11 protein-coding genes are annotated in these 15,613 nt (G+C 59.9%); 1 reads left to right on the forward strand and 10 read right to left on the reverse strand.

Going from position 1 to position 15,613, the window contains the following annotated elements; genetic code table 11:
- Positions 1 to 24: 24 nt before the first annotated feature.
- Both ACYVIS_RS09970 and ACYVIS_RS09975 read right to left on the reverse strand, forming a co-directional pair.
- Positions 25 to 3,366 (reverse strand): acetate--CoA ligase family protein, encoded by a 3,342-nt coding sequence (locus tag ACYVIS_RS09970; RefSeq protein WP_232742611.1) that lies wholly within the window; start codon positions 3,364 to 3,366, stop codon positions 25 to 27.
- Positions 3,367 to 3,559: 193 nt separating this feature from the next.
- Positions 3,560 to 4,480, reverse strand: a complete 921-nt coding sequence (locus ACYVIS_RS09975; protein WP_232742610.1) for a LysR family transcriptional regulator — start codon at positions 4,478 to 4,480, stop codon at positions 3,560 to 3,562.
- Between the two features lie 182 nt (positions 4,481 to 4,662).
- Between ACYVIS_RS09975 and ACYVIS_RS09980 the strand changes: the two genes are divergently transcribed.
- Positions 4,663 to 5,646, forward strand: a complete 984-nt coding sequence (locus tag ACYVIS_RS09980; protein WP_232742609.1) for a Bug family tripartite tricarboxylate transporter substrate binding protein — start codon at positions 4,663 to 4,665, stop codon at positions 5,644 to 5,646.
- Between the two features lies 1 nt (position 5,647).
- Here the strand turns inward: ACYVIS_RS09980 and ACYVIS_RS09985 are convergent, their stop codons facing one another.
- From ACYVIS_RS09985 to ACYVIS_RS10020, 8 genes are all read right to left on the reverse strand, one after another.
- Positions 5,648 to 6,523, reverse strand: a complete 876-nt coding sequence (locus ACYVIS_RS09985) for an MBL fold metallo-hydrolase (protein WP_232742608.1) — start codon at positions 6,521 to 6,523, stop codon at positions 5,648 to 5,650.
- A gap of 3 nt (positions 6,524 to 6,526) precedes the next feature.
- Positions 6,527 to 7,540 (reverse strand): succinylglutamate desuccinylase/aspartoacylase family protein, encoded by a 1,014-nt coding sequence (locus tag ACYVIS_RS09990; RefSeq protein WP_232742607.1) that lies wholly within the window; start codon positions 7,538 to 7,540, stop codon positions 6,527 to 6,529.
- 169 nt (positions 7,541 to 7,709) lie between these two features.
- Complete coding sequence (locus ACYVIS_RS09995; RefSeq protein ID WP_232742606.1) at positions 7,710 to 8,612, reverse strand: LysR family transcriptional regulator; 903 nt, start codon at positions 8,610 to 8,612, stop codon at positions 7,710 to 7,712.
- Positions 8,613 to 8,709: 97 nt separating this feature from the next.
- The gene (locus tag ACYVIS_RS10000; protein WP_232742605.1) at positions 8,710 to 10,020 is read right to left on the reverse strand and encodes an MFS transporter; all 1,311 of its coding nucleotides are present in this window, start codon (positions 10,018 to 10,020) and stop codon (positions 8,710 to 8,712) included.
- A 357-nt stretch (positions 10,021 to 10,377) separates the two neighbouring features.
- Entirely contained in the window at positions 10,378 to 11,139 is a 762-nt protein-coding gene (locus ACYVIS_RS10005; RefSeq protein WP_232742604.1) for an SDR family NAD(P)-dependent oxidoreductase, read from the reverse strand.
- 114 nt (positions 11,140 to 11,253) lie between these two features.
- Positions 11,254 to 13,563, reverse strand: coding sequence for a molybdopterin oxidoreductase family protein (locus tag ACYVIS_RS10010; protein WP_232742603.1), 2,310 nt, complete (start codon positions 13,561 to 13,563; stop codon positions 11,254 to 11,256).
- Positions 13,564 to 13,677: 114 nt separating this feature from the next.
- Positions 13,678 to 14,481 (reverse strand): family 1 encapsulin nanocompartment shell protein, encoded by an 804-nt coding sequence (locus tag ACYVIS_RS10015; RefSeq protein WP_232742602.1) that lies wholly within the window; start codon positions 14,479 to 14,481, stop codon positions 13,678 to 13,680.
- On the reverse strand, positions 14,474 to 15,523 hold the full coding sequence (locus ACYVIS_RS10020; RefSeq protein ID WP_232742601.1) for a Dyp-type peroxidase: 1,050 nt from the start codon (positions 15,521 to 15,523) through the stop codon (positions 14,474 to 14,476). The genes ACYVIS_RS10015 and ACYVIS_RS10020 overlap by 8 nt, the downstream gene beginning before the upstream one ends.
- Positions 15,524 to 15,613: the final 90 nt, after the last annotated feature.

Consider the following 15,613-nt stretch of genomic DNA (forward strand, 5'->3'; position numbering starts at 1 on the left):
TTTCCATCACGGTGTTCTCCAGCTTCATCCCACCCGCCGCAACGGGGGATAATTGAAAGTGCCTTCAAGGTGCTCGCGTTGTGGCTGGTAAAGCCGCAAGGTCAGGTAGAACCCTTCTCCGGCTGGCGAAGGAAGCCAATTTTTTCCCGGCCCCGGATCGTCAGCCTGGATCGAGATGCCCAGGCTGCCATCCGCATCGTGCTGCAAACCGTGCGTCCTGTCGCCGATAGAGTGCCGGCCGATAGGATTGGCCACGAGCAGGCAATCGCTGCGGCGATAAAGGGTAATCGACCAAAATGCCCCCACCTGCGGCCCGGCGCCAGGCGGAAAGCGCAGCACATAGCGCCGCGCGCCGGTGAGTGCATCGCCTTCCGCATCCACCTCAGCCATGATGTACATCGCCTCGTCGATGCCCAGTGTTCCGATCCAGTTGCGCGCCACGCGCGCCCGCGTCACGATATCGTCTCCGAAACTGGTTCGCACGGCGACGGCGGTCGTCCAGCCTCCACCCAACTTCGAAGGCTGCGCGACCTCACGCAGTTCTGTGTAAACATTGGTCAAAGCGTTTTGGAGTTCCTCCAATGCCGGCGGCCATTCCGGCAGCGGAACGGGCGACGGATTGCGGGCCAGCATCGATTCCAGCACACGCAGGTATTCATGAGCATCCGGCACACCGGTGCCGTGGTCTTCAAGCAAGCTGTCGATGCGCGACAACGCCGAGGCGGCATCGAGCCGGCGAATTGCAAAGCGATCCTGCAGAGCATGGACTTTGGCAAGGTCCGCGGGGTTTGCGTCCACCAGGATGCGGCCAATGATCCACACATCGTCGCTCGGAGCGCTTATGCGGTGCATCCCGGCCGGTACATCCCCAGTCCAGCCCGGCCCATGGACAAACAGACGTTGCGCATCGCCCCCGGTGGTCCGCCGTCCGGCATAGGCCCATGGATTTGTCCAGGCATCAAGAAAGCCAAGCACCCAGTATCGCTGACCCATCTCCGGCACATCGATGACCAGCGGACCCGCCGAAAGATCAAGCCAGGCGTTCGTGAAGAGCGTGTCATTGTTCGGCGTGACGACTTCCCTGTCGTGCGGGCTTCGCAATCGCCGAGTATGCGTGAACTGGTTCACCCAGCGCATTCTTGATGCGGGGCTGTCGCCGGCAAAGCCCTGAATGGCATGCTTGCGGGGAGTGTTCGAGGCACGCATGCGCGCCATCTCGAAAAGCGGCAAGGTGGCAATCACCGTTAGCCGGGTGGCTGAAGACACGGGCGGCAAGGCACAAGTCTGCAGAACCGCATCCAGGGCGAGCGCACCCTGGCCCTCGGGCAGCACAACAAATGGGTTGAGTTCCACCGAGTCCAGCGCACTGCCGGCCGAGAGCGCAAAATGTGAGACCTGCACGATGGCATCGGCCAGAGCTGCCACATCCGCGGGCGGTGCTCCGCGAAAGCCGGAAAATAGCGGGGCCGTCTTCAGCTCCCCGATCATTTCGCGCGCCTGCCGATGGTCCACCGGCGCGAGACGGAAAGCCACATCGCCCAGCAACTCGACATTCACGCCACCCGTGCCGAGCATCACTACAGGGCCCAAGACCGGGTCCCGGCGCACGCCGAGAATGCACTCTATGCCGCCTCGAATCATAGGCGCAACCAGCACACCCTCCACATGCGCGGCGGGCTGCGCCGCGCCTACCGCAGCCATGATTCGATCATGGGCGGCACCGGCCTCGCCCACATCGCGGATATTCAGGGCAACGCCGCCAACATCGCTCTTGTGCATGATATTGGCAGAGAGCACCTTCATCGCTACCGGAAAGCCGATCGCGCACGCATGGGTAATCGCATCGTCCCGGGACTGTGCGTGACGGATGGGTACGGTGGGTATTCCAAAATCACGCAGCAGTTCCATCGCATCGGCCTCGTTATACGGGCCGGGACGCAGGGCAACAGCCGCTCGGGCCGGACTCGGCACCGACGCTGGCCGTTGAAATTGCATGTGGAAGAAACCCATGGCAGCCAGGACACGGATCGCCCGGGCCGGGTCAGGAAAGCACAGGCATCCCAATGCCTCGAGCGCTCGCTGCTGTGTGGCGTCGGCCAGCGTGCTGAACATCACCAATCGCCCCGGAAAATCGCGCCGCAAGTCCTCCGCCAACTTTTGCTGAATGTGCTGCATGGCGCGTGTGCTGCCAAACGCGGCAAGGAAAATGAGCAGACTGCCATGGCCGGCATCGCCCAGCATCACGCGGGCAGCCGCTTCGAGCAGGCCGGGTTCGGCCGTTACCTGGCCTGTTACGTCAACGGGGTTGTTGGTGGCGGCAAGCGGCACGCGGGCTCGGATGAGATCTTGCGCGGCGGGTGGCAGCGTGGCGACGTCGAGCCCCGCCTCGGCCGCATCGTCCGCCATCATGGCCCCGACCCCGCCAGAGACGGTCAGCAGGCCGACCCGCGTATTGGTCGGTAAGCCGGAAACGGCCAGGCAATGGGCTATATCGAAAAACTCTTCTATCGTGCGCGCCCGCCAGGCCCCATGCTGACGAAAGAGCGCCTCGTAGGCTGCGTCGTCGCCCGCCAATGCCGCGGTATGCGAAGCGGCTGTCATGGCGCCGAGCGCGGTCCGGCCCACCTTCACAACCACCACGGGTTTACCCACGGCACGCGCCAAGTCCAGGGCCTGCCTCAGCTTATCGCCGTCCCGACATCCCTCCAGGTAGGCCATGATGACCTGCGTAGCCGGATCGCGCGCCATCCACGCGATGCAATCGGCCACCCCAATGTCCGACTCGTTGCCGGTAGTCACCCACATGGAGAGGCCGACATCGCGTTGGCGTGCCATGGCGTATGCATAAGCTCCGAACGCCCCGCTCTGGCTGACAATGCCGACTTTGCCGGGCTTGGCCAGCCCCGTCGATACCACTGGAGAGAACGTTGCATAAACCGACCGGGCGACGTTCATGAAGCCCAGGCAGTTCGGCCCCAGCACCCGGATGCCGGCTGCGCGCGCACGGTCCGCAAACTCGCGTTGCGCGGCCTCGCCCTTCTTTCCCATTTCCGCGAATCCGGCAGAGAACATGACAATGTTCCCCACACCTGCCCCGATCGCATCATCCAGCGCGGCCTCGGCGCTGGAGGCAGGGATCGCGAAAATTGCCAGATCGATCGGCCGGCCCACCGCTCGCAACGAAGCGAAGGCGCGCCGGCCCTCGATTTCATCGGCCCGGGAATTGATCGGATATATCTCGCCGAGGTAGCCCTGTTCAACCAGGTATCGCACAGGCACGGCGCCGATCTTGCTGGCAATGGACGAAGCGCCGACGACGGCGATGGAACAGGGTGACAAAAAAGAGTCGAGATCTGGCAAGGTCATGAGCTGCTTGGCGAGGGTTCGAGAAATGCCCCAGCGGGATGCTGCCGGCATCTGCAACACGCGGACACCCGAGGCTTGGCTGCCTAAGATAACCGGCCGCATTTTATAAGACAAGACGAGAATTTCGATGATTCTATAAGCTCATCTTATTTATTGAAAATGCCGCTTCCTATTCGAACTGCACACGGCCCGGCTAGCGGGAACGGAGCAGGCAGCCGCTATCCCAGCTTGTCGCGGCTTCGAGCGTGAAATCCAGAAAGCTCTCCACCGCGGGAGAGAGGGACGATCGGCTCCGGGCGAAGATTGCAATGCGCCAGGTGACTGTCGGTTGGCACAAGGGCCGGAAGGCCAGGCCGAAACCCTCCACGAGCGACCGTGCCATCGAGGGGCAGATCACGCAGCCCGGCCTCACTCGCAGCAGGGAAAGGGCTGTGTTGACACGATGCACCGGCACTATCTCCTTGGGATGGTGACGATACGGCACATGGCTCAGGACATTGATAGCAAGGTTGGGCATGTAGTTGATCAGAGGCCGCTCGCGCAGAGCCTTCCAGCTCACCGATTCGCCGGCAGCGAGTGGGTCGTCCTGGCGCAGTGCAATCCAGAGCGGATCGATCCGGAACGTGTGGGCCTCCAGGGCATCGTCCACCAGCACGCCCGCCGGGCCGAAGCCGATGTCCGCGCTGCCGCTGTGCAGACTCGAAAGTACTTGTTCAATAGGCACATCGTCGAACCGGACATCGACGCCAGGATGGCGCTCCCCGTAACCGGCGATCAGTTCAGGCAGTAGTGTGCAGGACAGTGTTTCCGGCGCGGCCACACGTACCAGCCCACGGCGCAACTCCTTGAGGTTGGTCACACTTTCCAGTGCTTCATCAAGATTGGCGAGCACGCGGCGCACCATAGGCTCGAAGGCCGCGCCGACCACAGACGCATTTACGCTGCGCGTGTTGCGATCCAGCAAGCGTACGCCCAAGCGGCTTTCCAGTTCCTTGACGAGGCCACTAAGCGCTGCCTGCGACAAATGCATAGTGTCCGCCGCTTCCGAAAAGCTTCCGCCTTCGAGCACAGCCACGAATGCGCGCAATTGCCTCAGTGTTACTTCAAGTGCCATGGAGTGTCCTTTGCATGTCTGCGGCCGGAGATCGATTTATAACTTTAACCTTTAAGTGATAAAGAAATTCAAGCTTGTCCGAATAGAGTGCCGAATCTATTATCGCATTTCGAAGTGTGCGTCGGCCCTTCTCGTCTGGATGCCGCGCCGGACTTCTTATTCGAACGATCAGGAGACAACACATGAATATGAATCGACGGACGCTGTTGCGCGCGGCCGCTGCAGGCCTCTGCAGCGGTGTTGTGCCACGTACCTTTGCGCAAGGCGACTGGCCATCCAGCCCCGTGAAGATTGTTTCTCCATACGGAGCGGGAGGGCCCAACGACATCTCCGCGCGGCTTTTCGCGGATTATCTGGGGCACCGGCTAGGGCAGCCGTTCATTGTCGAGAACAAGACTGGCGCCGGTACCCGTGTAGGCAACAACTTTGTGGCGCACGCGCCCGCCGACGGCTACACCCTCCTCTACGCCGCGGCACCCTATTCAACGCTGGAAGCGCTGTACGGCAAGCTGAGCTATGACCCCAGGAAGGACCTTCAGCCTGTGGCCATGGCAATTACAGTTCCGCTTTTCCTCGTCGTCAATGCAAAAACGCCGGTAAAGACGGCGCAGGAGTTGATCGCCTACGGCAAGTCGCAGCCCAATGGCCTGACCTTCGGCTCGCCAGGCTACGGCTCGCTGCCCCATTTGGCTGCAGAACTATTGTTACGGGATGCGGATGTGAAAGGCCTGGTGGTCCAGTACCGCGGCGATGTCGCGGCGTACACGGATCTTTTGGCCGGCGGCCGTCTCGACGCCACGCTCACCGCAATCACGGCGGCGCTGCCGCATATTCAAAGCGGGAAACTTCGAGCCCTTGGCGTCGCATCAGTCTCACGCAGCGAAATCTACCCGCAAGCCCTGACATTGCGCGAGCAAGGCCTTCCCAACGTGGTCGCATCCGGCTGGTACGGATTCATGGCGCCCGCCGCTGTGCCCAACACCATCGTCGACCGCCTGGACTCGGAGATCAACCGCGCATTGCAGGATCCGAAAATAACGCAGAGGCTGCTGGCGCAAGGAATGGAAGCACATCGAGGTAACGCTGCCGAATTCCGCAAGTTCATCTATGCCGAAATGGACAAGTGGGGCGACGTGATTCGAAAGGCCGGCATCAAGGGCCAGTGATTTACGAGAACCGCCATGCAAAGCATTCGCCGTCGCGCAATGCCGTACCCGCCGACGTTCCGGCGAAATGCGGGGTAAATAACATGGCACCCGTGTCGGCGGCACGATTCAGCACCCAGCGGCGCGATCGCTCGGCACCGCTCCGGTCGGCACAGAACATTGAACTCCAATGTGGACGGTACGCCTGAATCGGATGATGCCATACGTCGCCGGTAAAGAGCGCGCGCTCACCCGCCGACTCGAATTCTATGGACATGTGCCCGACACTGTGTCCTGGCGTGGGGTGGAAATGGATGCCGGGTAAATATTCACCACCTTGGGGGCCTATTTCATCTGTCAACCCCGCCTCGATCACTGGCAGTACGCTGTCTTCGAACACCATGCGGCGAGATTCTCCGGCCGGCGTATCGAAGAATTCACGCTCGACGGTGGCCAGCACGTAGCGCGCATTCGGGAATGTGGGAACCCATAGGCCATCCCGCAAGGAGGTGTTCCAGCCCACGTGATCGACGTGCAGGTGGGTGAGCAGGACAATATCCACGTCTTCGGGTTTTACGCCGGCTTGCGCAAGACGCTCGATGTAGGGTGTGTTCAACTGGTGAAAGATCGGGCTGAACAGGCGCTCCTTGTGGTTCCCGCAAGCCGTATCGACCAGAATGGTTTGGCCGCCGCTGCGTACAACCCAAGTGTGTATGCTTAGAATGAAGCCCTGCTGGGTAGCGTCCAGGTGAGCGCCCGCGAGCCATGAACCATGCTCGTCGATCACGGCGGGGTCGAAATCCGGGAAGAGCACGGCGGCTTTCAATGAAAACTGTTTTTCAATGACTTTCGTGATGGTCGCGTTACCAACGCGATAGATTGCAGGTGTGTCGTTCATGGTTCAGGCCAGTATGGTATCTGAGGCGATCAGTGCGAGGCAGTCGCCGGCCTGGACTCCAGCCAGCGAACGCATGCACACGGCGAGGCCGGCTTCGGCAAATCTAAGTGCCACTGGCGCGGCCCATGGTGTATGAGGATTGAAGACTTGACCTGCCAGTTGCCCCTTGGCGACGCAATCACCGAGCCTGACCATGGGCTCGAACACGCCGGCCACCGGCGAAAACACATAATGTTTCTGCCCGTTCACGCGCAGATAACGCGTATCGAAGCGTGGAACAGGAACGGCTTCATCGGGCATGACAGCCAAGGCATCCAGCAGGCGGACCAAGCCTTCCTCGACGATAGAGAGGCAGTCAGGATTGCACGTTCCATACCCGCCGAATTCGCCGCACAGGAAGAGCTTTCCTTGGCGTTCGACGGCCGCGCCATAGGTGCGGTCCTCGCCCAGCAGGTCCATCACCATCGCGTGCGGTGCCGCGAATGACTTGACGAGGCGAAGATAGTCGGCTCGCCGCTCATCGCCTTCAGGCGGGTAAAGCAACAGCATGGGCATATGATTGAACGACTGCCCTCCCGCGTGGATATCGAAGACCACATCCGCGCGGGGAAACAGCTCTGTATCTACGTAGTGGGCAATCATTTCAGTGATTGTGCCGTCCCGCTTGCCGGGGAAGACACGGTTCATGTTCGCGCGATCTATTGGCGACGTCCGTTTTCCCGCAAGGAATGCGGGAAAATTCAGGCCAGGCACCACGATGATGCGCCCGTTGATGGTGGATTCCGGCAGGCGCTGCAATAGCTTCATCAGCGCGATGGGGCCTTCGTACTCGTCTCCGTGATTGCCCCCCGTCAACAGAATCGTTGGGCCATCACCCTGTTTCAGCACGCCGACCGGAATGGGTATATGGCCATAGCCGGAACGGTCAACCGAATGCGGCACGCGCAGTGTGCCGGTTTGAAAGCCATCACGGTCGTAGTTGATGTCCGTGGCGATACGGGATTTTTGTGTGTCCATGCGGCAAAGTGTCCTGATTCCTTGAATGCGCGCAGTGGCGCGCATGTCATCTTCGTCCTGCCAAAATTATGAGGGGTGGGGGCGATTCGATCCAATGCCGATTACTGTACGGGATGATGCTTGCGAAGCATCGCCCCCACGGTGGCCGATGAACACGCCACCGGCAGATTTACCCCGCGGCAGCCTCGTCAAGCAGGGACTTCAGCATGGCGATGAAATGCGCCAGTGCAGGATCCGGATTCCCCTCCCGATAGGCGAATGCCAGCGGGATCGACAGCGGCAGGTCGGCAAACTCCAGGAACCGCACGCGTGCGAGTGGCCGGCTTCGGTTGCCGTCATTCACAATTGCCGCGCCTATGCCGGCCGAGACGAGAGACAGGATGGCTGCCTCGGTGCTGACTTCCTGCACGACGTCGAGTGTAAGCCCGGCCAGGTTGCAGGCTTCAAGCAGATAGTCATAATACGCGGGATAGGTGTGGCGGGGAAAGGCTACGATAGGTTTGCCGTTGAGTTGGTTCACGCAGACCGCGTGGTCGTGAGGCCAGCCCCACTGCCTGGGCACAGCCAGAAGAACGCCTCTGCGGCCAAGGGGAATGCTGAGAATTCCGGCGGGCAGCGGATCCAGCATATAGACGAACGCGCCGTCAATATGGCCCGCAACGAGCGACTCCATTTGCTCAGGCGAGTTCATCGGCAGCAACTCAAGATGTATACCAGGGGACTCGCTTTGGTAGCGCGCAAACGCATCGGGCACCAGGCCATCCCAGCTGCTGTTCTCGATGAATCCGATGCGCAGACTGCCTTCCAACCCCGCTGCCACTCGTCGCGCGGAACGTGTCGCAGCGCCAAGCAGCGAGAACACTGTGTGGGTTTCTCGCAGGAACAATTCGCCCGCCGGCGTGAGCACCACACCCACGCTCGTGCGTTGGAACAGTGTGACGCCAATCTCGGTTTCCAGATCCCGGATCTGTCGAGTGATTGCCGGCTGTGTTACGTGAATCCGCTCGGAAGCAACGCGAAAACTCCGGCTTTCGGCCACAGCGATGAAATAGCGAAGATGGCGAAGTTCCATAGGCCTTGATGGGCGTGAGGTGGCGTGGACAGTATCGTGCAGACGGGAATACTGTAACACCCGCCGCCGCGATACCCTTCGCCCGGCCGGTTGCGGCCTACCGCAGATTAGCCGCGGCGGGCCTGGCGGTTGACAGCACATGGCCTTGCGTGCCCTCGACAAGCAGGAAACTGCCCGCTATGCCGAGTACCGCGCCAAAAGTAAGATAAAAGGCCGGCGTCAGCAGCGAACCCGTCGTATGGATCAGCAATGTTACGAAAAACTGCGCAAACCCGCCAAACACCATCACGGCAATGTTGTAGCTGATTGCCATGCCCGTAGAGCGGACTCTGGCCGAGAATTGCTCGGCAATGGCGCAGGCGTAGGGGCCGAGGAACATCCCGAGTACGCCGCACAATGCAATTTGTGCAACCATCAGTCTGAACACACTTGGCGAGGCCAGCAGCCACTCGAAAAGCGGTATCAGCAATACCAAATAGCAGACAAGAGGTGCCTGCATCAGCAGGCGCCGGCCAATCCGGTCCGACAGCGCGCCGAAGATGGGAATAATCGCCGTCATCACCACAATTGCGAGACACTGGGATCCGAAGGCATCGTCGAGTGCGATGCCCAGGTGGCCGCTGGCGAACGTCGGCATATAAATGACCAGCACATAGAACGCGATCGTTCCCGATGCGGTAAGCAGCATGCTCGCGAGCATGGCGCGGCCGTGCTGCTGCAAGGCCTGTGCAAACGATAGCCTGAGCTCATCGCCGGCCGTGGCGACGCCAGTCGTGGTGGGCTCTTGTAGATGCCTGCGTATCCAAAAACCCACAGGGGCGATCAGCAGGCCTACAGCAAACGGTATTCGCCATCCCCAGGCGTACAGTTGCTCATGGGACAGCAAGTGCGTGATGGCCGTACTGATCAGCGCGCCGGCAAGCAGCGAAAGCCCTTGCCCGACCATCTGCCACGAACCATACAGACCGCGCCGGCCAGGTGGGGCGATTTCCATCAACAGTGCCGTAGAGCTGGCGAATTCACCGCCCGTTGCAAGGCCCTGCAACATGCGTGCAATCACAATCACCAGCGAACTCGCAACACCGATCACCGCATAAGACGGCGCGAATGCAAGAAGCGCTGTGGCCATGGCCATCAGTGCGATGATGAACTGCAGCGCCGCTTTCCGGCCTTTTCGATCGGCATAGATGCCGATGAAGATACCGCCTATGGGCCGCATCACAAAACCCACGCCGAAACTTGCGGTCGTAAGAAGCAGCCCTGCATAAGCGTTCTCTACGGGAAAGAACACGGACGAAATAATGCCCGTCATAAAGCCGAATACGATGAAGTCATACCATTCCAGCGCATTGCCAATGACTGCGGCGGCAACCTGCTGGAAGTGCGGCGACGTGTCTCTTGTTTTCATGATTATCGTCCTGTGTGGAAGCCATCGGGTGTTTCCGGTGACTGTTGTGCCATGCAGCTTTAATTGAAGTGCTGGTGCAAACGACCGCCGTTTAAGCCAATGTCTTGAAGTCGGATTATGTGTTTGGCAATTGTCCGCCGACACAATGCGGATGGCCAATACCGATTCCTGTGGCTCGTGATGTTTTACAGGCATCGCGAAGAGAAATCCATCCGCATTGGCACTGCTTTATTTGGAAATGATTATTTCCATGACTTCATTGACAACTTCACGTCAACCACGCCGCGGCCCGGGCCGGCACGCAATCCATGCCGGGCTTAGGTTCGAATCGACCAGAGTCGGCGGCTTGAGGTTGGCTTACAAGCCACCTGCGACGCACAAGACGGTACCCGTTATATACGACGCCTCGTTTGATATCAGCCAAACGACAGCCTGGGCGACCTCATGCGATTCGCCAGGCCGCCTGAGAGGAACGCGATCAGCCACGCGTTGAGCCCTGTCCGGCTCGCCCGCGCGGGCGTGAATAGTGGTATCGATAGTTCCCGGTGAAACGGCATTAACGTAGATTCCGTGGCATGCCAACTCTTTTGCAAGGCCTATGCTCAAAGTCTCTATTGCCCCTTTTGTGGCAGCATAGGCCACGTATTCGTCGGGGGACCCCGACCGCGCGGCAACAGATGAAATATTGATGATAGTTGACCTGAAATCACGCCCTGCCCAGCGTTGGGCGGCCTCCCGGCAAAGGCGGATGGGAGCGGAGAGATTCACGGCAATCACGCTTTGCAGCGCAGAATCGGTCAGTTTCGACAGCTTTCCGAGCGGGCCGGTAATACCGGCATTGTTGACCAGGCCCGTAACGACACCCAGCGTTTCCGCCGCCTCGAAAATTTTCGAGGCGGCTTGGTCCGAGGATACATCAATACGCAGGGCGCGGCATTTTGAGCCCAGGCCTGCGAGCTCTATTTCCAGATTTCGCGCGTCCTGATCGGAATTCGAATGAGTGAACAAGATGGCATACCCTTCTTCCGCCAACTGCTTGACGATCTCCTTTCCAATACCTCGAGTGCCACCGGTAACAATGACCACCGACCTTTCTACGGGATAATTCAAATACTTCATTTTGCTTCCTCGTTCGAGCTGCCAACTTCATGCCACAAGAGTTTCGGCTTGTAGGTATTAATCGTCACATCAAACTCTTGCAAAGAACTGATGACTCGAACGTTCCTCTTTGATCTATATACAGTGCGTGGCGGCAAACGGCTCGATAATCTCGCCATTGAGTTCCGCAAGGCGCGCCAGCAGCCATGACTGCGGCTGCCCGAAACTAATCCGCCTGACGGCGGCCGGCGAGGATTTCAGCTGCGGCTGATGGCTGACAGGGTCGCGCGCATACCAAGTGTGCTGATTGGCCGACTGTGCGCCCTGGCCATAATGGAAGGGAACGAACACTTCTCCGGGACGAACCGTATCCACCACCATTGCCACCCCTTCCCAGCGACCGTTAGGCGACGTGATCTCGACCATATCCCCGAGCCCGATCCGCAGGCGGGCCGCATCGGTCGGATGAATTTCGACATAGGGGTGCGGTGCCCGTTGATTGAGCACCGAGGAGCGTGCGGTCTTCGTTCGGGTGTGGAAGTGATACACGACACGGCCGGTATTCAATATAAACGGATATTCCTCCGAGGTCGGGTTCGGATGCCGCCGCCAGTGTACGGGCCTGAGAAATGCCTTGCCCTTGGGGTCGATTCGTTCGTAGCCGGCACGGCTCGTCACATTGCCGGTCAGGAAATCAACGCCGTAGCTTTCGCACTCGTCGATGCCGGTCCAGAATTTCAGATCTCCATAAAGCCGTTCGGAACCGCGGGGATGCTGCTCGTTGCACGGCCAACGCACCGCTCCCATTTCCAGGATCAATTCGTAGGTCATGCCAGAGTAATCGCATGGCCTGCCCTTGGACACCTTGCGCCATTCCTCGAAGGCATCCCGCGGCCCCGCAAAGGAGATCAAGGGAGCACCATCGCGATCTTTGAAGCCCAGGCTGTTTGCCACTTCCGCGAAAATTTCAAAATCGCTGCGGGCCTGTCCGGGCGGCTCGACCGCTTTCAAAAGAAGATTGACGCTGCGATCCGCGTTCGTGATGCAACCGGCTTTTTCGCCCCACATCGCCGCCGGAAAATAAATATCCGCCAGATCGACGGTTTCAGCGTCGATGAATGGGTCCTGCACTACCAGGAACAGCTTTCTGAGGATGCGTTCCGTCCGGTTCTGATCGGGCAGGCTGACCAGCGGGTTAGTACCGACTACCCACATGAACTCGATTTCGCCGCGTTCGGCCATCTCCATCATCGACAGGATATCCTTGGGCATTTCGGGACGGAATGTGTCGGAGTCGAGATTCCAGTGCTCGCACAAATCCATCATCTGGGCGCGGCTATGAGGGTTTCGATAGGCCGGATAAGAGCCGCCCGCCCCTGTCTCGCGATTGCACATTGCCGAAGGCTGTCCCGCCATCAATAGCGGGCCAGCGCCAGGCCTGCCAATGGCGCCGGTAAGCAAATGCACCGTATTCACCATGGACGACGAGGCGGTTGCCTCGACGCTCTGGTAAAAGCCCTGCAACACGGTCGAGACCATGCGCGGCGTGGTTCCGATCCATTCGGCTGCCGTCTGCAAGTCCTCTGTGCCGATGCCGCAGATGTCGGCCACGCGCTCCGGTGGATATTCGCGAACCACTGTTTCAAGTTCGGCGAAGCCGACTGTGTGCTGCGCGACGAATTCGCGATCCACCCAGCCGCGCTCGATCAGTAGATGAACAATCCCATTCATCAAGGCCACGTTGGTCCCGACACGCAATTGCAGATGCAGGTCCGCTCCCTGACGCACGCTCGGGGTTTTGCGAGGATCGGCCACGATGATCCGGCCACCGTTTTTCCGCTTCGCGGCCAGCATGCGCTCCCACAATACGGTCTGCGCCTCGGCCACATTATGGCCATATAGGCACAGCAAGTCCGCCTGGTCTATATCGACGTAGGAAGCAACCGGGCCGTCCGTTCCGAAATTCGCCATGAGCCCTGTCGCGGAAGTTGCCGTGCACAGGCGCGTATTGCCGTCGATGTTGGACGAACGCAGGCCGCCGCGCCAAAGCTTGCCCAGAGTGTAGAGCTCCTCGAGAGTGAGCTGCCCCGAGTTGTAGCAACCCAGGTTCTGATGCCCCTGCTTCCACGCATCCGTGAAGCGTTCGATGAAAAAATCCATGGCTTCAGGCCAGCTTGCCGGCTGTAGCGGCTCACCCTTTTTGCGGCGAATCATCGGTGTCGTGCCGCGGCGCTTTGAATTATTGGCGACCCAACTATGCAAACCCTTGGGCCCCAGGTGGCCGAAATTCACAGGATGATGGGCAGATCCACGAACCCCCGCAATGCGGCCATCCTTGACGGCAATGTCAAGACCACATCCATTGGAGCACAAGACACAGGCCGAATGCACCCACTCATCGGGCTCTCCAGCAATGCCAAGATTGGAATCGATTCTAGACTGCATACAGTACCCCTCAATGAAATCTTGAGCATGCATGTAAGAGCGCCGGCAAACTGACCGCAACGCGCAGGCTTTGTCGAAGTCGGAGGACTCGGCCCAACCTTTACATTTCGGCGCTCATCGCGACGCCATTACCGATACCGAAGCCTCGCTCGTCAACATCAGGAACGTCAAGGTTTCGCGCAAATAAAGGCGCACGATTTTGTCAGTATGGCTCTGGTATCCAATCGACAGGTCCTGACCGAGATGCAATTCAAAATCCCCGCCGCGCGTGGACACTACGCTACCCCCGTTGATCGCCGGCGCCCAGATGATCTCGCCGTTGAGAATGCGTTTGATGTGCCCGATGACCGGGTAGCCCTCGTCGCTTCCCCCGCCGAGCGCCGTATAGGCATCGGCGCCGAGCAGGACGGAATAAGGGCCGTCCACACCGGCCAGCCGCAGCTGTTCGAGTGCCTTGCCGATCGCGACAGGGTAGTCGCCGACAGCGCTCGGCAGCGCCAGCGGCGTATTTGACGAACCTTCGCGAATCCCGACAATGCCGGCCGCCTTGTAGCCATCGAGAATCGCCCGGTCCTCCGCATAGGCGAGTTCCTTGGCCGCATCCTTGGCCGGTTGCCAGTCGGAATCATTGGCGCCGCGCTCGACGTCGTCGATCGCATCGCGCTGCAGCTCGAACGGTATGGTCAGCTCGACAAGCGTTTTCACTTCGCGCAATCGCGCGTCGACGCCCTTTTGCGGCGCAGCGATCGTACGTTTGTGCCCTGTCCCTACGGCTGCCAGCTCGAGACCGCCAGGCCCCTTGACGTCGACCACACGCCGGCCGGCAACGGAGCGCCTGAAGGTGCGCGCCACTTCTTCTTCGATTTGCGACCAGGCCGCGCTGGAAATGGGAGCAAGCTCGCGGTGCAGATTATTCATATTGAGAAGTTCCTTTGAGAGAGCCAATATTCAGTGAGCCGTCATGGGGTGGTTCGACGGGTGACGGCGCATCGGGCTGAGTCGCGCCGGCGACCTGCGAGTCACGCTCCGCGAGCGCTTCGAGCAGATCGGCAGACGGGACAAAGAAAAGGCCGCCCGTGACTGCGCGGCTGAAATCGAGCAGCCGGTCGTAATTGCCGGGAGGCCGTCCGACAAACATATTTTCGAGCATCTGCTCGATCGGTGCGGGAGAACGGGCATAACCGATGAAATAGGTCCCGAACTCGCCCGCACCGGGGCGGCCAAAAGGCATATTGTCGCGCAGGATTTTCACTTCCTGCCCGTTCTCGACGAGCGTCGTCAACGAGCTGTGCGACGACGACGGCTTGACCGCCTCGTCGAGCTCGATGTCGGACAGCTTGGTACGGCCTATGATGCGTTCCTGGGTTTCGACGGGCAAAGCATTCCAGCCCGCCATGTCGTGCAGATACTTCTGCACGAGCACGTAGCTGCCGCCTGCGAACCCCGGATCTTCGTCGTCGATCACGGTGAACTCCACAGCCTCGCGGCCGGCCGGATTCTCGGTGCCATCGACGAACCCCACCATGCTGCGCAAATCGAAGTAACGAAAACCGTGCACTTCGTCGACCACGGAGACCGCGTCGCCGAGCCGTCCCAACAACAGCGTGGCGAGCTCGAAACAGAGGTCCATCTGATCCGCGCGAATGTGCAGCAGCAAATCGCCCGGCGTTGCCATGGCGCGACGTTCACCCGCGCCGAACTCGCGAAACGGATGCAAGGACGCGGGACGCGGTTCGGCGAAAAGCCTGTTCCAGGCATCGGAGCCGAAGCCGCAAACGCAGGACAAGTTGCCCGAGGGGACGCGCTTGCCAACGGAGCGGACAAGGGCGGCGATGTCCGTGCACAAAGCGCGGACTTTGTCGGCGCTGTAGTCGCCGGCCGCGAGCACAGCGACAATGAAAATCGCGCTGCGCGTGACCGGGCTGACGATGGATTGGGGTTCAGGAGTCTTTTCAGGCATGGGCCACACAATAGTGAGATCTATTGAAGCAGGGTTATCCGGTATTAGTTTATCTGGTATTGGCATGAGAATACACCGACCTTCATGGTT

Source organism: Paralcaligenes ginsengisoli (assembly GCF_054781135.1).